Source organism: Desulfosporomusa polytropa (assembly GCF_055380075.1).
Genome location: NZ_AP042400.1, coordinates 5,495,263 through 5,515,323, shown reverse-complemented (window position 1 = coordinate 5,515,323; position 20,061 = coordinate 5,495,263). Strand labels below are relative to the sequence as shown.

The 20,061-nt window shown below is 43.6% G+C and carries 21 protein-coding genes and 2 riboswitches; of the genes, 2 read left to right on the top strand and 19 right to left on the bottom strand.

The features are described 5' to 3' along the window. Nucleotides 1-98 precede the first annotated feature (98 nt). Together ACZ449_RS27720 and ACZ449_RS27715 are read right to left on the bottom strand one after the other, a co-directional pair. Nucleotides 99-500: a pyridoxamine 5'-phosphate oxidase family protein gene (locus ACZ449_RS27720; protein WP_464259229.1), complete on the bottom strand. Its 402-nt coding sequence runs from the start codon at nucleotides 498-500 to the stop codon at nucleotides 99-101. A 79-nt stretch (nucleotides 501-579) separates the two neighbouring features. Further along, nucleotides 580-1,005: a MarR family winged helix-turn-helix transcriptional regulator gene (locus tag ACZ449_RS27715; RefSeq protein ID WP_464259228.1), complete on the bottom strand. Its 426-nt coding sequence runs from the start codon at nucleotides 1,003-1,005 to the stop codon at nucleotides 580-582. A 239-nt stretch (nucleotides 1,006-1,244) separates the two neighbouring features. Between ACZ449_RS27715 and ACZ449_RS27710 the strand changes: the two genes are divergently transcribed. Further along, a complete protein-coding gene (locus tag ACZ449_RS27710) occupies nucleotides 1,245-2,252 on the top strand; it encodes a methyl-accepting chemotaxis protein (protein ID WP_464259227.1) in 1,008 nt (335 codons plus the stop codon). An 80-nt stretch (nucleotides 2,253-2,332) separates the two neighbouring features. Here the strand turns inward: ACZ449_RS27710 and ACZ449_RS27705 are convergent, their stop codons facing one another. From ACZ449_RS27705 to hydE, 11 genes are all read right to left on the bottom strand, one after another. After that, nucleotides 2,333-2,911, bottom strand: coding sequence for a flavodoxin family protein (locus tag ACZ449_RS27705; protein ID WP_464259226.1), 579 nt, complete (start codon nucleotides 2,909-2,911; stop codon nucleotides 2,333-2,335). Nucleotides 2,912-2,962: 51 nt separating this feature from the next. Further along, nucleotides 2,963-3,724 (bottom strand): ABC transporter permease, encoded by a 762-nt coding sequence (locus ACZ449_RS27700; RefSeq protein ID WP_464259225.1) that lies wholly within the window; start codon nucleotides 3,722-3,724, stop codon nucleotides 2,963-2,965. A gap of 8 nt (nucleotides 3,725-3,732) precedes the next feature. Continuing rightward, nucleotides 3,733-4,635: a LysR family transcriptional regulator gene (locus tag ACZ449_RS27695; RefSeq protein WP_464259224.1), complete on the bottom strand. Its 903-nt coding sequence runs from the start codon at nucleotides 4,633-4,635 to the stop codon at nucleotides 3,733-3,735. A gap of 122 nt (nucleotides 4,636-4,757) precedes the next feature. Continuing rightward, on the bottom strand, nucleotides 4,758-4,925 hold the full coding sequence (locus ACZ449_RS27690; protein ID WP_464259223.1) for a hypothetical protein: 168 nt from the start codon (nucleotides 4,923-4,925) through the stop codon (nucleotides 4,758-4,760). Nucleotides 4,926-5,059: 134 nt separating this feature from the next. Continuing rightward, nucleotides 5,060-6,283, bottom strand: a complete 1,224-nt coding sequence (gene metX, locus ACZ449_RS27685) for a homoserine O-acetyltransferase MetX (RefSeq protein ID WP_464259222.1) — start codon at nucleotides 6,281-6,283, stop codon at nucleotides 5,060-5,062. A gap of 89 nt (nucleotides 6,284-6,372) precedes the next feature. Continuing rightward, nucleotides 6,373-6,483, bottom strand: a riboswitch (SAM riboswitch). A gap of 83 nt (nucleotides 6,484-6,566) precedes the next feature. Continuing rightward, the gene (locus tag ACZ449_RS27680) at nucleotides 6,567-7,676 is read right to left on the bottom strand and encodes a double-cubane-cluster-containing anaerobic reductase (protein WP_464259221.1); all 1,110 of its coding nucleotides are present in this window, start codon (nucleotides 7,674-7,676) and stop codon (nucleotides 6,567-6,569) included. 36 nt (nucleotides 7,677-7,712) lie between these two features. After that, complete coding sequence (locus ACZ449_RS27675) at nucleotides 7,713-8,486, bottom strand: acyl-CoA dehydratase activase (protein WP_464259220.1); 774 nt, start codon at nucleotides 8,484-8,486, stop codon at nucleotides 7,713-7,715. A gap of 173 nt (nucleotides 8,487-8,659) precedes the next feature. Next, on the bottom strand, nucleotides 8,660-9,595 hold the full coding sequence (gene cysK, locus ACZ449_RS27670; RefSeq protein WP_464259219.1) for a cysteine synthase A: 936 nt from the start codon (nucleotides 9,593-9,595) through the stop codon (nucleotides 8,660-8,662). Nucleotides 9,596-9,799: 204 nt separating this feature from the next. Beyond that, nucleotides 9,800-10,969 carry an ABC transporter substrate-binding protein gene (locus ACZ449_RS27665; RefSeq protein WP_464259218.1) on the bottom strand — a complete coding sequence of 390 codons (1,170 nt, stop codon included), beginning with the start codon at nucleotides 10,967-10,969 and terminating at the stop codon, nucleotides 9,800-9,802. 303 nt (nucleotides 10,970-11,272) lie between these two features. Next, on the bottom strand, nucleotides 11,273-11,602 hold the full coding sequence (locus ACZ449_RS27660; protein ID WP_464259217.1) for a DUF2292 domain-containing protein: 330 nt from the start codon (nucleotides 11,600-11,602) through the stop codon (nucleotides 11,273-11,275). 14 nt (nucleotides 11,603-11,616) lie between these two features. Continuing rightward, on the bottom strand, nucleotides 11,617-12,672 hold the full coding sequence (gene hydE, locus ACZ449_RS27655) for a [FeFe] hydrogenase H-cluster radical SAM maturase HydE (protein ID WP_464259216.1): 1,056 nt from the start codon (nucleotides 12,670-12,672) through the stop codon (nucleotides 11,617-11,619). A 222-nt stretch (nucleotides 12,673-12,894) separates the two neighbouring features. Then, nucleotides 12,895-12,993: riboswitch (SAM riboswitch) on the top strand. A gap of 81 nt (nucleotides 12,994-13,074) precedes the next feature. Between hydE and ACZ449_RS27650 the strand changes: the two genes are divergently transcribed. Continuing rightward, a complete protein-coding gene (locus ACZ449_RS27650) occupies nucleotides 13,075-14,220 on the top strand; it encodes a trans-sulfuration enzyme family protein (RefSeq protein ID WP_464259215.1) in 1,146 nt (381 codons plus the stop codon). 42 nt (nucleotides 14,221-14,262) lie between these two features. On the opposite strand, the gene ACZ449_RS27645 is transcribed toward ACZ449_RS27650, so the two are convergent. From ACZ449_RS27645 to nifH, 6 genes are all read right to left on the bottom strand, one after another. After that, a complete protein-coding gene (locus ACZ449_RS27645) occupies nucleotides 14,263-14,880 on the bottom strand; it encodes a TatD family nuclease-associated radical SAM protein (RefSeq protein WP_464259214.1) in 618 nt (205 codons plus the stop codon). A 28-nt stretch (nucleotides 14,881-14,908) separates the two neighbouring features. Next, nucleotides 14,909-15,262, bottom strand: coding sequence for a DUF2292 domain-containing protein (locus tag ACZ449_RS27640; RefSeq protein WP_464259213.1), 354 nt, complete (start codon nucleotides 15,260-15,262; stop codon nucleotides 14,909-14,911). Nucleotides 15,263-15,528: 266 nt separating this feature from the next. Then, nucleotides 15,529-16,413 (bottom strand): ABC transporter ATP-binding protein, encoded by an 885-nt coding sequence (locus ACZ449_RS27635; RefSeq protein WP_464259212.1) that lies wholly within the window; start codon nucleotides 16,411-16,413, stop codon nucleotides 15,529-15,531. Between the two features lie 45 nt (nucleotides 16,414-16,458). Continuing rightward, entirely contained in the window at nucleotides 16,459-17,388 is a 930-nt protein-coding gene (cysK, locus tag ACZ449_RS27630; RefSeq protein WP_464259211.1) for a cysteine synthase A, read from the bottom strand. Nucleotides 17,389-17,782: 394 nt separating this feature from the next. Beyond that, complete coding sequence (gene nifB / locus ACZ449_RS27625) at nucleotides 17,783-19,069, bottom strand: nitrogenase cofactor biosynthesis protein NifB (protein ID WP_464259210.1); 1,287 nt, start codon at nucleotides 19,067-19,069, stop codon at nucleotides 17,783-17,785. A 68-nt stretch (nucleotides 19,070-19,137) separates the two neighbouring features. Further along, entirely contained in the window at nucleotides 19,138-20,013 is an 876-nt protein-coding gene (gene nifH, locus ACZ449_RS27620) for a nitrogenase iron protein (RefSeq protein WP_464259209.1), read from the bottom strand. Nucleotides 20,014-20,061 lie beyond the last annotated feature (48 nt).

Genomic DNA, 20,061 nt, shown 5'->3' with positions numbered 1-20,061 from the left:
TACAGCTCATTTGTTCTGAGCTATAGGGCCTTACTGAAATTACAAACGAAACAGTCTTGAAGCAGGCACACAACCGCCTGTTCTTACCTCTCAGTGTCTTAAAACTCAAATACTTTAGGTGGCTGACCACTAAAATCAGAAAGTACGACTTTGCCATGCTCTAGACAGAAAATCTCGAAAATTGGGTTCTCCGGTGTTTGGTATATACCTTTTACCATAGGACTATTTTCAATAATCATCCTTTTCATCTCGAGATCGTTACTGAACTTGATTTCCCCACGCACTCTTACCGTAACAAAGGCTTGCGACGAGGCGGAAAACTCTATTGACGGATTCTTTTGCAACTGTTGGAATACATCTTTGGTATTCGCAGTACAAAACCAAAGTTTACCTGCCTTTTCAAGCATAAATCCCCAAGGTCGCACGCGGGGTTTCCCCTCTTCCACTGTTGCTAAGCAGCCCATGGGATTCGCCTTTAAAAACTCAATAATCTCTTTCATGTTTACCCTCCAAATAATATATATTTAGTTAGTTGTCTAACTATTACAGTAACAAAATCAGTAAACCATCAGCGGCTTACTAATTTAGGTTTTTTTTTATTGTTTCCATAAGTTTCTCTACATATTCAGCTTTCTCATCAGATAAACCTTTGTAAACCACTGCATTTATCTTTTGAGAAACTTCGAAAAATATAGGCTTTAATCCCCATCCCTTTTCTGTTAAGTTTATGAACGTCACCCGACTATCCTCGCAGCTTTTTTCTTTGGTTACATATCCTAAATCTACGAGTTTTTCCACTAATACAGTCACCGTCGGTTTTGTTCTATGAATTTTTTCAGCTAACTCCTTCATAGTATACTTCTCACCGGAAAAGAGCAGACCTAAGATTCCGCCATGTGAAGGTACAATACCTTTTATCCCAAAACCTTCTAACTCCCGAATGATAAGTTTGTGAGCCTTTTCTGTTATTCTGCTTGCAAGTGCAATTACATTTCCTTGTTTCATGATTCTATTATAGTTAGATATCTAATAAATGTCAATCGTACCATTTTTATATGTCATGTAACTTTACTATCTTTATAAAAAAGATATATTGAGCAATATGTCACTCCCACCGAGACACATTACTCAACGTATCTTGACTGCATACTATTTTACTATTATAATTTATATATGTGTAGTCAAGAGGCCTTCTGTTATGCAGAATGGCCTCATTGTTTATTTTTTATAGGGGGAGTTATCTTATGCCTAGCACTACTAGCTCCATTATTGATGCATCCATCCTACTAAGCGAGCTTAAAAACGCAAATAATGAAATGAGCAAAGTAATACATACTATCCAGCAAATTGCCCAACAAACTAACCTGCTTTCGCTAAATTCAGCCATTGAAGCAGCAAGAGCCGGCGAAGCTGGTCGGGGCTTCAGCGTGGTAGCAGAAGAAATTAAGAAATTGGCCACCCGCAGTTTCTCGACAACCAAAGAAAGTACTGTCATTATCGAAAATATTCAATCCAAGGCCAATGAAGTTATGGCCGCACGCACAGCTGACGTAGCCTATGATACAATCGACAAAATTGACCGTAACCTGTTTGAGCGTAATTGCGATGCCCAGGCCTGGGCAGGTTTTACCCAAGTAAAAAATGCCGTATGCTCCACCGCCACCGACCGCATTGAGCAGGCCAACAACCTATTAAAAACACTTGTTGATATCTATGAAGTCTATTTTGATCTCTATGTATTTGATACCGCAGGTGTCGTCATAGCTGCTGGTGTACACCGTGAGCTTATTGGCCAAAACATGGCTGATAAAAGTTGGTTTCAGGAAGTAAAAGCAGCTAATACTATTTCGGTAACTGATCTGTATTTTTCTGCTATAGAAGATCGCCATACAGTTGCCTACTCTTGTCCTATCCGGAACGATTCCGGTGAAATTGTCGGGTATTTTTCTTCCCGTTTTAACTGGGAATATATTTATGATATTCTGGATTCGGCACGCATTGGTAAAAAGGGAAGTATCTCTATAATTAACAAGGATGGCTATGTCATTGCCTGCCCCAGCCGCAAGGGCATTTTAACAGATAACCTAAGCGGCCTAAAAGCGGTTCAATGTGCTATGAATGGTGAAACCTACGGCTACACACTAGAAGAAGATACTCACGGCAATACCAAAATTTACGGTTACGCCCGCACCCGCGGCTACAATGCTTATAAGGGGAAAAACTGGTCCGCTATCGTCAGCGAAATCATCTAAATCAAAATTTGTCATGTTCATCAAAAGGGGCTGTCCATTGAGACAGCCCCTTTTAACATCTACCATTTCTTCATTATTCATTAATTGCCGATTAGTGTCCTGCCAAGCTCAAAAGCTCGTGCTAAATCAGCCGGTCGTTCCGATAAAGGCCTGGCATCCAGATCAGATAGTGCAAGGTTACCAATGCTTTTAACGCCAATCATTTTAAAAAACAAATTGACCACATGCTGCGAACCCATAAACTGTTCAGCATAGGGTGGTTGTCCACCTGTTGCGATAAATAGTCCAGGACGTTTTCGCCCCTCAAAAACATCGGTTTTCAGTAGATATTTAGCGGCCCAAAAGGGTTGGCAACGGTCAATCATCACCTTTGCCTGAGCACTCAGCCCATTAAAATATATCGGAGCAGCTAAAATAAAGGCATCTGCCTCCACTATCGCCGAATAGATAGACTCCATATCATCTCGCAGGCGACACCGTCCGGTCGTAAGGCAACTGTCACAAGCCTGACAAGGCGTAAGTTTCCGTTGATTTAGCCATATTTTTTCAACCTCAATCTCACCACCACACGCAGCCGTTCCTCGCAGCACTTCCTCGACAACCAGACTGTTAGTTCCCTTTACTTTAGGACTACCCACCAGCGCCAATATCTTAACCATTGTTGATCCTCCCTTGCTATTCATGGGACGCTATTAACAAATGTCTCCCAACTAATCCCGTACTCGTATCATAGTCCATACGCCAATAGCAATCAATAATACGGTGTACATAGTCAAAACACCAACTGATATCCAAGGCATCTCCATGCCTCCACCAATGGCTCTAAGGGCATAAGTAGCATGAGTTAATGGCAATAGGTCAATAAACCATCTAAACGCAAGTGGCAACCGATCTGGCGAAAAAAAGGTAGCACACAGAAATGACATAGGCAACAACACATAGGTACTGAAACTAGCCATATCTTCGTGTGAATTTATGAGCATAGCTGCCACCAGACCCATAGCAGCAAACAACAGACAAGTCAATGCTAGTGTCAGGATAAAACTGACAGTAACTGCGAGCTTAGCGCCAAATATATACGCTAATATAAAAATTACTGCACAAGAAATAAGCCCCCTGAGTGCCCCGGCTAATACCTTACCTGCCACAAATGAACTTGGGCTGACAGGTGCAATCAGGTACTCCTCTAGTGTCTTGTGGTACAATCGGCTCATATTAAGCGGCGAACCCACTGCACTAAAGCTAATATTCATAGCATTTAACGCCATGATACCTGGTAAAATAAAATCCAAATAACTGCCACCGTTCATTGGCAGGTTCCTTCCCAACCCCCAGCCAAATGCCACCAAATATAACACCGGACTAATCATCCGGGATAAAACAAATTTGACCAACCGCCGATTTAATACCACCCAGTCTCGCCAAAATACCGTATATATGTCCTCAAATCGCAACTTCTCCAACCCTTTCATGGTTTATCTTAATCCAAGTCAATCGTAACACCAAATAAACAGGCAACATATTGTAACCACTCACGGGCAGCAAAAGATAGGTATGTATCCTGCTTCCACATGACCGCCAAATGCCAAGGGCTAATTTCCTCCGCAATGGGCAAAGCCTTAATAACATCAATAGCTAGTTTATCGCATACTAGTTTTGGCAGCAAAGCAATTCCCAGTTTAGCTGCCACAATTTCCACCATGAAGTCCCACTGTGAGCTTTCACAGAGCACCTTTGGCTCAAAGCCATACTCGCGGCATTTCTCCACAATATGATCATGCAGCGCAAAGTCCTTGCGGAACATGACGATTGGCTCGTCCTTCAAATCTGTAATATTTATAAACTCCCGCCCTGCCAACCTATGTTCCGGGTAAACAATAAGCCAAATTGGATTTTTTATAAAAGCAAACATGGAAAACTTGGCTTTGCTTTTTATAGGCAATACAACAACACCTATGTCAATGCTTCCATCCTCTAACATTCCTTCAACGGCCTTAGAACCAACTTCAATCAATTCAATAATAATGTTAGGATACTTCTTCTTAAACTCCCCAATAGCTATGGCAAAAAAACTAGTCTGAACCATTGGCGGAATACCAATACGGATGTTTCCTTTACTGCCACTCGTTAAATCCTCCAAGTCTTTAGCTATATCCTTGAGTGAATCAACAATCTTAATACTACGTCCATAGAGAGCCTGCCCGGCATCTGTCAGCTTAATCTGACGTGCTGACCGGTCAATAAGGATAACCCCAAGCTCATCCTCTAATTTGCGGACCATCTTGCTAATGGAGGGCTGAGAAACGTGAAGCAATTGAGCTGCCTTGGTAAAACTCAGTTGCCTAGCTACTTCAATAAAATAAGTTAAATGGAGAATATCCATAACAGATGAGCTCCCTAATATCAGTATAAGGTATATAGTCCTTTTAGGACTATATACCTTATACTATGGCTGGCTCACTATGATTCTGTCAAGAATAATTTGCAATATTGCTCTCACAGAGCTCATGACAGCACAGCTTTATCCCAGAACTCCTGTGTCCGTGTTATATCCAAGGCAACTGGAATCAGTACCTTTTCATCCTGGCTATCAGCAGTTATATCAGCTTTGACAGTATCTATATTACTGTCAAATTGTTTGCAATTAAATAATTTCGCAAATAAATTCCACATGACCTCTCCCCCTTCCACAAGCTACCACTCCTCCTTCATTATATGCAAGTATGGAATGGGAGTATAATACACATAAGGCATGCACATGATTACTTATGGCTATATAAGATAAGACTTGGCTTGTACCAAGTCCTTTAGTTATCTATTACGGCGGACTTATACTGAATCTCCGGTACTAACCTAGCACCTAAATAGGCCAGACTAGAGGCTCGAAACCTAATCCACTGCCTAAGCGGCAAAACACTTGGAACTGGCAATACTTTATTAATAAACTTAACTAATATCGGGCGCAGTAAATGAAAATCAATCAAAAAACCATCATGCCCGTGTGGGCTGTCAATAACAGTATAATCGGTTCGCACACCTGCGCGGCGCATAGCTTCGACCAATTCTTGCTGCTGGTGCGGCGGATATAAAATATCTGAACTTACGCCCACTACCAGCACCTGAGCATCAATACGGGATAAAGCCGCTTCATAGGACGCATAACCAGCACTTACATCGAAAAGATCGAGCGCCCGCAGCAGATAAAGATAGGAGTTTGCATCAAACCTTTTGACAATGCGTGCCCCCTGATAGTCTAAGTAATTTTCCACCTCAAACTGCCCCTTGCGTGTACGACGGCCAAATTTATACGCCATAGATATTTCACTTTGATATGTAATCATCCCCAGTGCCCGTGCAGCCGCCAAGCCCTTTTCCGGACCGGCCCCGCCATAGTAGTTCCCATTTTTCCATTCGGGATCAAGCATGATAGCCTGACGGCCTACGCGGTTATACGCAATGGCTTGCGGTGCTGAATAGCCTGGAGCAGCAATTACAACAGCAGCCTTAATAAAACCTGGATAGCATACCGCCCATTCCAGCGCCTGCATCCCACCCATAGAACCGCCGACTACCATCGCCAGCTGTCGGATGCCAAGTATATCTACTAGCCGTTTCTGTACCCGTACTATGTCGTTTATGGTAATCTCCGGAAAATTAATTCCATATGGCTTACTGGTCGCTGGATCAAGTGAAGCCGGGCCAGTTGTTCCCTGGCAACCGCCCAGCACGTTGGCACAAATAACAAAAAACCTATCCGTATCCAACGGCCGACCTGGGCCAATTAATGCTTCCCACCACCCCGGTTCATCATATTGCTCATGGGCTGCCGCATGGGTATCACCAGTCAATGCGTGGGCGACCAGAATCGCATTATCACAGGCCTCTGCTAGCTTGCCATAGGTTTCATACGCCACAGTAACATCATTTAAACACGAACCACTTGTTACTATAAGCGGATTTTCCGGACTAGCTATCTGTACCAGTTTGAGCTGCGGCCGCCATTTAAAACCAGGAAAAAAGGTAATAACCATGATATAGCCTCCCCTCACAATTTTCTAAATACCCCAATATAAATGCCCCCTCAAATAAAAGAGGGGGCATTTGCTATACATCTAATCCCCTCTCATCTCCCAGGAATAATCTCTGATTCCTGCTGGAATTAGCACCACTGCACAAATATGCCGGTTGCTGGGTGTCATCGGGCCAGTCCCTCGACCTCTCTGGATAAGAGTTAGATATTAAGTTATTAGTAATATATACATGATACTCAACCAGGATACATTTGTCAAGTCAATCTTACGCTCAGTTTACAACTCAACCCATCATTTCTAGAAAAGCTTGCACTCTTGTTTTAATCTGCTCCACATCACCCTGCGAGTAGTCGGTCTCAACCTGTAGGAATGGAGTGTCGCCATTTTTCTTTAAAAACTCTTTAACTACCCGACTTTCTACGTTATAAGTATGACAACCCTGCCAGGTGATATCAACCACACCATCAATTCGATAGTCCGGTATCAGTTTGGCAAGATTCTCAAGGCGAATGGGGTTCGGGCTCATACAAGAACAAGGGGTTGCTAGATATTTCTCGGCAATAGCCTCGAGCGGTGACTTGGTTTCATCGACAAGTGTAACAAACTGCTTCATACCTGAGCAGTTCTCAATGTAGACGACTGCTGCACCACAATCCTCGATAATCTTAATAACCTTTTCTGAGCCGATACCTGTTGGCACGCCGGTAACCAAAATCCGTTTAGCCCCTTTAGGCATAGCGGCTTCGCCTTTGGCAATATTTTCTTGCATATCACTGATCATCTCTTTTATTTGTTGAGCAAATTCCGGCCGGTCGGTAACAAAATTCCGGCCCCACATCAGTTTTAAAAAGTCTTGCCCGGTCATCGGTACTGGGTCATTTTTCATACATTCGGCCAATTCCTGCATCAGGAGTCGCTCTTGATTCAGCACCTTTATGGCTTCTTTGAGCTTTTCATCGGTAATCTTGGTTCCTAGTTCTTTTTCCAGTAGTTCCTTCAATATTCTTACTTCATTTAGCCAGTATGCCTTATCACTATCATCAAGATAGGTCTGTGGCAGTTTCATAACATGCACTGGTTTAAAGGTATTCATGAGCTCAAACATCTTCTTTTTGCCATCACAGGTTGTTTCACCAATAATAATGTCCGAATAGAGAAAGTACGGACACTTATCTGTTACGGCAAAACCATACGAAGATTTGATGAGCGGACAGAAGTTACGCGGCAATGTCTTTTCCCCATCAGGAATGGCTTCCTCTTTAGTGGCACACAAACCAAAACCCAGCGCACCAGCCGCCAGTACAAGCTCTTGCGGCGCATAGACACAATAAAACCCTACTACCTTTTTACCTGTTTCTTTAATGCTTTTAAGCATCGCAAATGCATCTGCCATATTACTTTCCCCCATTATCTATTGATTTTAACATATTTACAGCGCATCCCACGCATACAGGGCCGCGCCGATAGACCCAGCAAATATTGCCTGATCATGAGTACTGATTTCCAGCCCCAGCCTGGCTGCAAGTTTACGCCTAAGGGCCTGATTCTGGGCTACACCGCCAGTAAAGGCAACCGGTGGCACAGGCTGAACTGCTGCCGCCATGGCTGCTACCCGGTTAGCGATTGAGGTATACAACGCGGCAATGATATCCTCACGAGCGACACCGCGGTTAACCAGCCCAATAACCTCAGACTCCGCAAATACAGTACACATCGAATTGATTGTACATTCCTGACTGCCAGCACCAGCCTCAATATAACCAATTTCGGCCACATCAAGCCCTAATGCGTTAGCCATAACCTGAAGAAACCGCCCTGTCCCGGCAGCACATTTGTCATTCATAACAAAATCCTGAACCTTACCATTTCCAGCTATCCGAATCGCCTTGGCATCCTGCCCACCAATATCAATTACCGTTTTAGCCTCAGGCAGAAGGTATGCTGCGCCACGGGCATGACAGGTTATTTCGGTCATAGCCTTGGTTACAAACGGCAAGTTAGAGCGCCCATAACCTGTTCCCACTAGGTAGGCTGGCGTGCTAACTGCTTGCTTGGCAAGTGCTGCAGCAAGCAGGCTGGCAGCTTGTTCCTTGGGGTTCCAGCCAGAAGGACAGCTTACATTTTCCATCTTCGTTCCATCATATAAGCTCAACTTGATTGCCGAAGAGCCTGCATCAATACCGGCAACTACTATTTGTTTCATAAACCACCTGTCCACTTGTAATGTGATAGACTAATTTTAATATTCCAATATAAATATTCTATGTATTCATTCGCTGGCAAAGTTGTTATTCCTGCTTATAGTCGCATAAAATAAAAGCATTCCAAACGCGCTGTCGCGTTGGAATGCTTTTATTTGTTCTTACTTTTTTGCAGTTACTCTTCACCAAACAGCGGAGTAGATAAATAACGTTCCCCGGTGTCAGGCAGAATCACGACAATATTTTTACCTTTGTTCTCCGGACGTTTTGCTAGCTCAGCAGCCACATGCAGCGCTGCGCCACTAGTAATACCAACAAGTAAGCCCTCTACGGTAGCAACATCCCGGGCTGCTTGGTAAGCCTCATCAGTCTGGACTGTGAAGATTTCATCAATTACTTTAGCATTGTATACATCAGGTACAAAGCCAGCGCCAATACCTTGAATCTTATGCGGGCCAGGATTGCCGCCTGACAATACAGGGGAATCAGCCGGCTCAACAGCAATCGCTTTTACACCAGGATTCCGTTGTTTAAGAGCTTCCGCAACACCAGTAATGGTACCGCCAGTGCCGACACCGCCTACAATGATATCAACTTTGCCATCAGTGTCTCTCCAGATTTCTTCCGCTGTTGTTTTCCGATGTATTTCAGGATTTGCCGGATTTTTGAACTGCTGCGGAATCCAGGCATTAGGAGTAGTTTTCACAAGTTCTTCGGCACGTTCAATAGCGCCTTTCATACCTTTAGCACCTGGAGTAAGGTCAAGCTCTGCACCTAGCGCTTTGAGCAGTTTACGCCGCTCAATACTCATGGTTTCCGGCATAGTAAGAATCAGCTTATACCCCCGGGCGGCAGCCACAAATGCCAGGCCAACCCCAGTGTTACCACTGGTAGGTTCAATAATAACAGTATCTTTATTGATGATTCCCTTATCTTCGGCATCCTTAATCATCGCATAACCAATGCGGTCCTTAACACTACCAAGCGGATTAAAGTATTCTAATTTAGCAATTACTTTGGCAGCTATTTGCCTTTTTGCACCATAATTTTTCAGTTCCAACAACGGTGTATTACCAATGAGTTCTGTTAAGCTTCCATAAATTTTAGCCATAATATCCATCCTCTCATATTTGATTAATAATATTTTAACCTTGTTTCCTGTAAATAAGTATAGTGTGAGCCGTAAACTAAAAAGGAGGCAATCGAAGCTAACTCAGCCGTCGATTGCCTCCGGTTTTCCGGTCAGCAAAAAATATTTATATCGTGGTTATATAGTAGCACGACCGTTCTTACCTGTCAACCAAAATTTTAGCAATTACAAGTTCGGGGTAATTTTTTCCTTAAATGTTTGTTTGCCATCTTTCATTTCAAGCACAACAGCGCTCTTGATCGGATTATGATTGGCGTCAATCGTCATCCGGCCTGTGCTTAGTTGCAAATCCTTAGTTTGCTCTAATGCTTCGCGGATTTTTTCAGGATCAGTGCTGTTCGCCCGTTTGATTGCATCAATTAAGAATAAACCAGCATCATAGCCAAGGGCTGAGAAAACGCCTGGTTCTTGGTTGTATTCTTGCTTGTAGGCTTCAATGAATTTCACAACATTAGGATCTGTATCTTGGGAAGAAAAGTGACTGCAGAAGAACGTATTATTAAGCGGAGCCGCTCCGGCAATTTCTACTACCTTGGCATCATCCCAACCATCGGCTCCAAGAAATGGCATATTCATCCCCATTTCACGTGCCTGTTTGACGATTTTGCCCACTTCTTCATAATAGGCCGGCAAAAAGACGACATCAGGATTCATGGCTTTAATCTTGGTAAGAGTAGCTTTGAAGTCTTGGTCTTTTTGTAAGAAAGCTTCTTTACCTATCACTGCACCACCATTTTGCGTAAACACAGTCTCAAAGGATTGAGATAGCCCTTTAGAATAGTCTGAGCTGCTGTCAATATAAATGACTGCCGTTTTCACCTTCAGCGTGTTGCTGGCGAAATTAGCCATAATCTTTCCTTGTAGAGGATCGATAAAGCAAGACCGGAAAGCATATGGACGAGTTTTGCCATTGTCGACAGTAATCTTTTCGCTAGTCCCAGTTGGGGTAATTAATGGAATTTTATGGTCTTGCGATACCTGCACAGTAGCTATAGTATTCGAACTAGTTGCAGGTCCAAACATAGCTATAACCTTATCTTGGGTAATAAGCTTAGTAATAGCGTTAGTTGCCTCCGCCGATTCTGACTTATTATCAGCCAGCACTAACTTAATTTGTTTGCCTAAAACACCGCCAGACGCATTGGCTTGTTTGATGGCCAGTTGGATGCCATTAACGGCTTGCTTGCCGTAGTTGGCCACACCACCGGTTAGTTCAAAGTTACCGCCAATTTTGATTTCGTTTGTTGCTTCTTGTTTAGCACCGCCGCCGCAGCCAGCTAATGCTCCAGCCATAAGCAACGTGCTCATCGCCACTGCTATTAATTTTTTTCGCATATTTTCTCCCGTCCCCCTCTTTTTTCCTCAGACAAGTACCTCCTGCCTCAGATAATCAGAAGACTTTCGATCGGAGTGTATCTGTACCGAGGATTTTGCCTATTTTGTACTCGCAGTTAAATATACACCTTTACACGTCCGATGTCAATGGGCTTTGTCGTGTGTTTTTCGCGAGGACGTTTGTATTTTTAATTATATTTTTGACCTCTTTTTATATCTTCTCCTTACATTACAAGTCCCGTTCATTTGAAACTCATTAAATAAATACGGCAACAAACCGTCTAGGGTTCATTGCCGTATTTATTAAATTCCGTCGCCGTATACGCCTGTCAATTTTCCTACCCGGTACTTCTCTGTTCTTTCGACCTGCATAATCTGCCCGGCTTGGATTTGGATAGCCACCTTCCCATACTCCATGCCGCTGACTGACTGTAAAATCCGTGTCTTAAAACTAATTGCAGCAGTCGTCTTATTCGCTCCCTTAACCGGTTGCTCACCAAACCGAATTTTCTCTAGCTTTTCCATTTGAATGATTCGCGAGTCCTGAAGCACCAAAGTAACCGAGCCAAAGTTTATATCCTTCACAGCCTGTTCAATTAGAGCAAGCACTTCCTCTGTAATACCTTTACTCATTCGTACAATCCCCTCTATAACTGTTTGGCACGTTTAGCACGGAAACCATGAGTCTCCGAAACTTTCCGGCCAATACCCGTAATTTTACCGGTAATACACGAACGGCAATGGGCTGGCGTGTCGTTAATACATATTTTCCCCGGATAAAGAAGATACAATTGACGATATTCTCCTTCTGTGACGTTAGGCATGACTACATTAGCCCCCCGCTGCAGCGCCAGCACCCGCCCCTCGGGGTTTAAGGATTCCATCGCCGTTGTCGCCGGAATGTTAATATCAGGCAACAAGAGACGAATCAGCGCCATAACCTTGGTACTTAATTCAAACGTACCACCAGCTTCATCAGCTAAGGGCGTATCAGGATTGGGAATAAATGGCCCTACCCCAATCATGTCAGCATCAATTTCCTTGAAAAAAAGAATATCATCGGCCAGTGATTCTATAGTCTGGCCAGGTATACCTACAAGACAGCCTGAACCAAGCTCAAAACCTAGTTCTTTTAAATCGTACAGGCATCTTATCCGGTTATCCCAGCTCATACCAGGATCTAATTTTTCATATAATTCTTTGTCTGTTGTCTCGATTCTTAGCAGATACCGGTCAGCGCCCGCATCGCGGTAAGCTTGATAAACTTCCTTTGATTTCTCACCAACACTAAGCGTAATGGCCAAACCAAGTTCTTTGATTTTTTTTACTATATACGTTATTTTATCGACATCAAACCATTCATCTTCACCTGACTGCAACACCACTGTGCGATAACCGTATGATTTGGCTTTAACAGCAAAATCGATAATGGTGTCCTCCTCCAACCGATAACGCTTAACCTTACTGTTATCACGCCGCAGACCACAATACAAGCAATTTTGCTTGCATCTGTTGGAAAATTCAATAAGACCACGCAAATGAACTTCATCGCCCACATACTTTTGTCGTACCCTGTCGGCGGCGGCAAACACCTCTGCTTCATATTGACGATCTTTCAACAAAATAACAAGTTCATCTTTCGTAAGGTCATGGGTTGTTTCCGCTTTATCAATTAACGCCTGAATATCGCTACGATCATTCACAGACACTGCCTCCTCCCTAATTCTCGTATAAATTATTTCTTGTAAATCATCATATCTGGTTTCTTTACTATCGTCAATAAGAAAAGACTCAGTCGTTCAATCCAGGGAAAGTTATGCTTTCCATCTGGATAAAAAATATATGTAATACTTTTAGAAATTCTATTGACAAATCAGCTTCAACTATGTCAAAATAAAAATCAATAAATTCACAACAGAATACTAAACTTATCAAGAGTGGTCGAGGGACTGGCCCTATGACACCCGGCAACCGGCATTCTATGCAAGGTGCTAAATCCAGCGGAGCAATCCGGAAGATGAGTTATTTGCGTATATAGGCGACTCTTCTTGCGGAAGAGTCGTTTTTTTTGTTTTTACCTTTATCAATATAGGAGATGATAGTTTATGAAAATTTCTACCAAGATTGCCCAGGCAGGACTAGTCACCGATAAAACTACCGGTGCCATCAGCACCCCGATTTATCAGACAGCCACCTTCCGTCACCCTGAACTTGGCCACAGCACCGGCTATGACTATTCCCGCAGCCAAAACCCCACGCGCAAAGCAGTCGAAGAAGCCCTGGCAACTCTTGAAGAAGGCCATGCCGGCTTTGCTTTTGCCTCAGGCATGGCAGGCATTACAGCCATTCTTATGTTGTACCGTCCTGGCGATCATTTAATCATTACCGAAGATTGCTATGGCGGTACGTACCGCATTATAGATAAACTATTTGCCCAATTTGGTCTGTCTGCCACTTTCGTTGATACTAGTGATCTTCACCAAGTGCGCCAAGCACTTCAGTCATCAACCAAAGCCATCTTGCTTGAGACACCTACCAACCCCCTGATGAAAATTGCTGATATCAGGGCGATAACGTCTATCGCTCGCGCCAATAATGCCCAGCCCATTCATGTCATTGTTGATAATACCTTTTTATCGCCCTACCTGCAGCGTCCCCTGACGCTTGGCGCTGATATTGTCATCCACAGTGGCAGTAAATATTTATCTGGACACAATGATGTGGTCTGTGGCTTGGTCGTTGCCGGCGATCCCGCCCTCTGTGAAAGAATTGGTTTTATTCAAAATGCCACTGGCGCCATCCTCGGACCGCAGGACAGCTGGCTGCTCCTACGCGGCCTTAAAACGCTTGCGCTTCGATTACGCCAACAGGAAGAAAATGCCTTGGTTGTTGCCAAATGGCTTTCTGTTCACCCGAACGTCACCAAGGTCTATTATCCCGGCCTTCCAGACCACCCAGGCAAAGAAATTCAAGAATCTCAAGCATCTGGTTATGGCGGCATGTTATCCTTTGTTGTAGACCATCCCAGCCTGCCTGCACAAGTATTACGCAAAGTAAAGGTTCTCCAATTTGCCGAGAGCTTGGGCGGTGTCGAATCGCTAATTACCTTTCCAACGCTGCAAACCCATGCTGACATCCCGGCTACTATCCGCGAACATCTGGGCATCAGTGACTGTCTGCTGCGCTTGTCAGTCGGTATTGAAGATGTCGAAGACATCATTGCCGATTTAGCACAGGCGCTGAAAGAGTAATCAGGGAAATAAACTGAGTCAGAGACTGCTCTCTGACTCAGTTTATTTATTATCAGCATTAACAAAATGCCTGACTTTAAAAGCAACACCAATTTTTTCGGCAATTTTCCGACAAACCTGAATGTCCTCTTTCGGCATAATGTCAACAATTGATAACCCTACTCTGGGAATATGGCTTCTACACTTAGCGGCAAAATCCAGCATAGCATCATAGGCCTTTTCACCATATTGCGATAGACATATTTGCTGATATTCTTTGCGGTTTTTGGCATTCATACTTATGGAGATAGCGTCCACTAATCCTGTTAGTTGCGGCGTAATATCCCTGCCGCAGATCAAATTGGCGTGTCCATTTGTATTTATACGAATTGGCAGACCATGCGCCGTTTTGAGCCGCTTACATATCTCAATGATGTCATAGGTACGCATCATCGGCTCCCCATATCCACAAAAAACAAACTCCTGGTATTTATCAATATCCCATTTTTGAATATCTGTCACAACTTCCTCAACGGTAGGCTCCCTTTTTAGCCATAAATTAACGCCCTGCGACAGTCCATCCTGACTGTTTCTTACGCAAAACGAGCAATTGTTGGTACAACGGTTAGTTATATTAAGATAAAGTGCATTTCCAAGCTCGTAAGTAATCGTCATTACCATACCCTTCCCCTTTTTTAGCCGTAGGAAATCATATCCCGTCCCCGTATACTCCTTCCTGTTCATTAATCCGCCGTTTTTCCGTTTTCTCAATCTGTTCTACCTTGCCGTCTTCAATCCGGATAATCAATTGGCCATACATCAGCCCTTGAAGCTGAGCAAGAATTTTAGGTTGAAAAGAGTGTTGTTCTACCGGAATGTCGCGTATGATATAGCCTGATTTGTGTTTAGACGAAAATATGAATTTTTCTGTTCTCTCCATTTTTATTACACACCCGTCTTGCACTGTCAAGATCAAATACCCATACTGGATAGTATGCAGCGAATGCCGCAGTAGTTCAATAACTTGTGGTAGCAAAAGTCTTTTGGGATTTACCTTTTCCATACATTACACCTCCGAATAAATTAGATAACACATCATCAGCTAACAAGATGCAATGCAAATAAAAACAAATACCAAAAAGGCTAAGAGACTACTTATAAGAAAAGACTTAGCTTATGTCTAGTCCTTTAGGACGATGACATTGAGCGTAGTCGTTCTTATTTATTATCAGAAAGGGGATATTCTTTCTAATAATATAAGTAAGTCTCTTAGCCTTCAGTATATCTGATCAGCTAATGCCGCACTAGTAAGATTAACTCGCAGTCCAATTACAAAGATGCTGATGAAGATATGGAATCAGCCACATTTTGTTTAGCTGCTTTTGTCTTATCTGCTGTAAAATGCTCATTCTGCAGCAATTCCCATATTTTGTGACGAACCCAGCCAAAGTCTGCTGATGAACGGATACCATCACGTGGCCTTGGGAGATTAATATCGACAATTTCCTTAATAGTTCCAGGATTTGCAGTCATTACCGCTACCCGATCTGCCAAAAATACCGCTTCATCAATACCATGAGTAACAAAAACAATCGTCTTCTTGGTTTTCTCCCAAATGCGCAGCAATTCTTCCTGCAAAACTTCTCTGGTCTGAGCATCGACTGCCGCAAAGGGTTCATCCATGAGCAAGACCTCCGGATCATAGGCCAATGCCCTGGCAATAGCTACACGCTGTTTCATCCCGCCAGACAATTCATGGGGGTAGCGATCCTCAAAGTTTTTCAGTCCTACTAATTCAATGTATTGCTGACTGATTTCCCTGCGCTGTTTTTGCGGTACTTTTTTGATCTCAAGCCCAAACTCAACATTTTTTCTCACTGTCCGCCAGGGAAACAGGGCATAGCCTTGCATTACAATTCCCCTGTCGAGAGCAGGACCGGTAATCAATTTACCATCCATAAATATTTCTCCTGAATTAGGTTTGGTTAACCCGGCAATCATATCCAAAAAGGTTGACTTACCGCAGCCGCTTGGTCCGACAATAGCCAGAAACTCCCCTTGTTTAACAGTAATATCCAGCTGTTTTATTGCCTCGAATTCGCTAGCCGCTTCATTCGCCTTTCGTTTAATTTGAAATACACGTCGGATATTACGGGCAATAATTTTGTCATCTGACCCCGCGACCGCCGTTGCCGTTCCTAGACTCTTAGACATAAGGTTTCCCCCCTTTGATAGTAAACTGACCAACCAAATCTCTGACTAGTTTTCTGCAAACAGAACGGTGCTAAGATATCGCTCGCCTGTGTCTGGCAAAATCGCCACTACCACTTTCCCCTTATTTCCCTGGCGTTTGGCAAGCTGCAAGGCAGCAAAAGTAGCCGCACCGGAGGAAATCCCAACCAATATTCCTTCTTCTTTAGCCAACCGTTGCGCAGTAGTAATTGCTTCCTCATTTTTCACTTTAAAGATTTCGTCAACAATATCCAAATTCAGCACAGTAGGAACAAAACCAGCCCCAATTCCCTGAATTTTATGAGGGCCAGACTGACCACCGGAAAGAACGGGGGAATCGAAAGGTTCCACTGCCACCACCTGGATGTTGGGATTACGTTTTTTAAGTACTTCGCCAACACCGGTAATCGTACCGCCGGTACCGACACCACCAACAATAACATCTACCTTACCATCAGTATCCTGCCATATTTCTTCGGCAGTAATGGCCCGGTGAATCTCAGGATTAGCCGGATTGTTAAACTGCTGGGGAATAAATGAATTTGGTGTTACCGCAGCCAATTCCTCTGCTTTTAATACTGCCCCCTTCATGCCTGCTGCACCAGGAGTCAAAACCAATTCCGCACCATACGCCTTTAGCAGGCTGCGCCGCTCCACACTCATGGTTTCCGGCATAGTCAGGATCAGACGATACCCTTTGGCTGCAGCAATAAAAGCCAAAGCAATACCTGTATTACCACTGGTAGGCTCAATAATTACCGTATCTTTATTGATAAGTCCCTTTTCTTCGGCATCTTTGAGCATACTAAAACCGATGCGGTCTTTAATACTGCCACCGGGGTTAAATGACTCTAGTTTAACCACTACCTCGGCCTGAGTCCCCTCGGTTACTTTATTCAGACGGAGTAAAGGTGTACCACCGATTAACGCGGTAATACTGTTGGCAATTTTAGACATAGCAATCATCCCCCTATATTAATTATAATGGAAAAGCATCATGAAATTGCGTAAGCAAAAAGGCAAAGATAAATTCCTGATTAGAATAATCTTTGCCTTCAGCATGTTTGACTGATCAGCTAATTTTTTTAAACACCAATTCGATATTTTCATCAAATCTTCAAAAGATAAGAAAAGAATTGGCTTGTCAGCAGAAGCCGTCTGTACCCCTTTAGGGGGTATAGGCGTTCAATCCAGGGAAAGTTATACTTCCATCTGGAAAATAAAAAGGCCAAGGCATACCCTCACGGATAATACCTAGCCTTCAGTCTCTCTGATCAGCCATTCATTATTAATATATCTAGTATTTATAATTATACTTTCCGGGGAATATTTGTCAATACATTTTTCCCGTTTAGCCAATAACTTGCCCTTGTGACAACGTCTCAATTTGACTTGCGGTATAACGAAGGCCATTTTCTACTGTATCGCAGTATTCCGAGATAAAGATACCTTTTTTCCCTAACTGTTCTTTAGCATGATAGCCAATACGCATGGTTAGCACCGCATTACAATCCTGTAATGCCTCAATGATCTGCTCTCGCCCAGAAGCTTTATCCTCGACATCACATTCTGCCATGCCCGCACAATACTGACCAACGCGCCTGGTCTCACGAAGCTGAAACTTCTGCCCATCGCCTTGAAAAATAAGTAATTGAGTCGCATGGCCAAAATGCTGGTCAACCATTTTCCCGTGTTTTGATGTCACGGCAATCTGATATACCTTCTTGGGTTCAGATTCTTCAGTTTTACGATCAGGCGCATGGTTGCACATCCGGAATTCCTGAGAACGATCTTCATGCAGCAGCCCAATAGCATCAGCCCGGCATTGTTGGCAATGGCGCATCTGGCGGATGTCCAACTGGCAAACATCTCGTAGCGCATTAAGTTCTTTCATACTGGTCTGGGGAAAATGCTCAAAAGCGCTGCCCGGTGCAGGGATAAGCGGCATAATATTGGTTACAAATACCCCTAACTCCTTTACCTTTTTGACTACCGCCGGTATGTGCCTGTCATTAATCCCTTTAATCATAACTATATTGATTTTAACTAATACCCCATGTTTCACTAAGGACTCAATACCTGCCAACTGGTTGGCTAACAGCAGTTCTGCTGCCTTCGGGCCCACATAGTTCTTACCCTGATAAGACACAAACTTATAAATCTTCGCACCGATAGTCGGATCTAAGGTGTTAACCGTTACTGTAACATGACGAATGCCTAATGCCATAATTTCGGAAGCATATTTTGGCAGCAATAGTCCATTGGTTGATAAGCAAAAAGTAATCGTTTGGTCAATGGCTCTGATATTTTCAATTGTCTCCTTGGTAGACGGCCAATCAGCCAACGCATCACCTGGCCCGGCAATACCAACTACACTAAGGTGCTCAATTTCCCCTTTCACCCAGACAAATTTATCGCTGGCAAGAGCAGGTGTCAATACCTCGCTGGTGACACCCGGACGACTTTCATTTACGCAGTCGAACTTTCGATTGCAATAATTACATTGGACATTGCACCGGGGAGCTACTGGCAAATGCATCCGGGCATATTTATGATGAGCATCCGCAGAGTAGCAGGGATGCTTATTGGTTCTTTCCAGAGTATCCACACTTAGAGTGCCAGAGCATACGCAGCCCATACTATTCACCTCTCTTTTTTTACATGGGGCATGAAACACATAAAAGCCCTTACCATTATCAAAATTCTTTAGATACCAGCCGAGGCACTACGAACCTCACCTGTTTCCATAGCCAGCAGTTGATCAGCCCACGTGGATGCCCACTCGCGCAATTCCGCCGTTTCCAGTGGCGATGGCACTTTAGATTCCGTAGTTTCGATTACTTTTTTCGCCAACCGACTATAGATTTTAGCTTGCTCTGAGTCAGGTGCAGCTTCTACGGTTGTTTTTCCTTGAAGCTCAGCCTGCGTCACTGTTACAGAACGGGGAATATACTCTACCACCTGTGTTTGCGTCCGTCGCACAAAGTCATCGACAATCTCTTTTGCATAGGGAGCATTGATCGAATTAGCAATTAAGCCCCCTAGCAGCGCACCACCCGAGTTGGAGTATTTTTTAATGCCTTTGAACAGGTTATTGGCTGCATAAATAGCCATAAAATCAGCCGAAGATACGGTAAATACATGCTCGGCAATCCCCTCACGAATAGGTACGGCAAAGCCCCCGCACACTACGTCGCCCAAAACATCATAAATAACAACGTCTAAATCCAGTTCATCATATACTTTTAATTGTTTTAAAAGCTGCACGGCCGTAATAATGCCCCGTCCAGCGCAGCCAACACCAGGGGCCGGTCCGCCTGCCTCCACGCAATACACACCATTAAAACCTTTATAAATAACATCTTCCGGTTGTACCTTGTTTTTTTCTCGCAGTGTATCCAGCACAGTCGGAATATAGGTGCCGCCCCGCAGCGTATTGGTAGAATCAGCTTTCGGGTCACAACCAAACTGCATTACCTTATATCCTAAATTTGATAATGATGCGCTGATGTTAGACGTTGTGGTTGATTTACCAATACCGCCTTTACCGTAAATTGCAATTTGTTTAATTTTTTTACTCATGAGATACCCCTCCCAGATTGTTTAGAAAAACAAGAAAGGTCAGAACGA

Excerpts from the sequence above, each read along its gene's own strand:
- ACZ449_RS27720 (WP_464259229.1), bottom strand. The coding sequence starts at position 500 with ATGAAAGAGATTATTGAGTTTTTAAAGGCGAATCCCATGGGCTGCTTA.
- ACZ449_RS27715 (WP_464259228.1), bottom strand. The coding sequence starts at position 1,005 with ATGAAACAAGGAAATGTAATTGCACTTGCAAGCAGAATAACAGAAAAG.
- ACZ449_RS27710 (WP_464259227.1), top strand. The coding sequence starts at position 1,245 with ATGCCTAGCACTACTAGCTCCATTATTGATGCATCCATCCTACTAAGC.
- ACZ449_RS27705 (WP_464259226.1), bottom strand. The coding sequence starts at position 2,911 with ATGGTTAAGATATTGGCGCTGGTGGGTAGTCCTAAAGTAAAGGGAACT.
- ACZ449_RS27700 (WP_464259225.1), bottom strand. The coding sequence starts at position 3,724 with ATGAAAGGGTTGGAGAAGTTGCGATTTGAGGACATATATACGGTATTT.
- ACZ449_RS27695 (WP_464259224.1), bottom strand. The coding sequence starts at position 4,635 with ATGGATATTCTCCATTTAACTTATTTTATTGAAGTAGCTAGGCAACTG.
- ACZ449_RS27690 (WP_464259223.1), bottom strand. The coding sequence starts at position 4,925 with ATGTGGAATTTATTTGCGAAATTATTTAATTGCAAACAATTTGACAGT.
- metX (WP_464259222.1), bottom strand. The coding sequence starts at position 6,283 with ATGGTTATTACCTTTTTTCCTGGTTTTAAATGGCGGCCGCAGCTCAAA.
- ACZ449_RS27680 (WP_464259221.1), bottom strand. The coding sequence starts at position 7,676 with ATGGCAGATGCATTTGCGATGCTTAAAAGCATTAAAGAAACAGGTAAA.
- ACZ449_RS27675 (WP_464259220.1), bottom strand. The coding sequence starts at position 8,486 with ATGAAACAAATAGTAGTTGCCGGTATTGATGCAGGCTCTTCGGCAATC.
- cysK (WP_464259219.1), bottom strand. The coding sequence starts at position 9,595 with ATGGCTAAAATTTATGGAAGCTTAACAGAACTCATTGGTAATACACCG.
- ACZ449_RS27665 (WP_464259218.1), bottom strand. The coding sequence starts at position 10,969 with ATGCGAAAAAAATTAATAGCAGTGGCGATGAGCACGTTGCTTATGGCT.
- ACZ449_RS27660 (WP_464259217.1), bottom strand. The coding sequence starts at position 11,602 with ATGAGTAAAGGTATTACAGAGGAAGTGCTTGCTCTAATTGAACAGGCT.
- ACZ449_RS27650 (WP_464259215.1), top strand. The coding sequence starts at position 13,075 with ATGAAAATTTCTACCAAGATTGCCCAGGCAGGACTAGTCACCGATAAA.
- ACZ449_RS27645 (WP_464259214.1), bottom strand. The coding sequence starts at position 14,880 with ATGGTAATGACGATTACTTACGAGCTTGGAAATGCACTTTATCTTAAT.
- ACZ449_RS27640 (WP_464259213.1), bottom strand. The coding sequence starts at position 15,262 with ATGGAAAAGGTAAATCCCAAAAGACTTTTGCTACCACAAGTTATTGAA.
- ACZ449_RS27635 (WP_464259212.1), bottom strand. The coding sequence starts at position 16,413 with ATGTCTAAGAGTCTAGGAACGGCAACGGCGGTCGCGGGGTCAGATGAC.
- cysK (WP_464259211.1), bottom strand. The coding sequence starts at position 17,388 with ATGTCTAAAATTGCCAACAGTATTACCGCGTTAATCGGTGGTACACCT.
- nifB (WP_464259210.1), bottom strand. The coding sequence starts at position 19,069 with ATGGGCTGCGTATGCTCTGGCACTCTAAGTGTGGATACTCTGGAAAGA.
- nifH (WP_464259209.1), bottom strand. The coding sequence starts at position 20,013 with ATGAGTAAAAAAATTAAACAAATTGCAATTTACGGTAAAGGCGGTATT.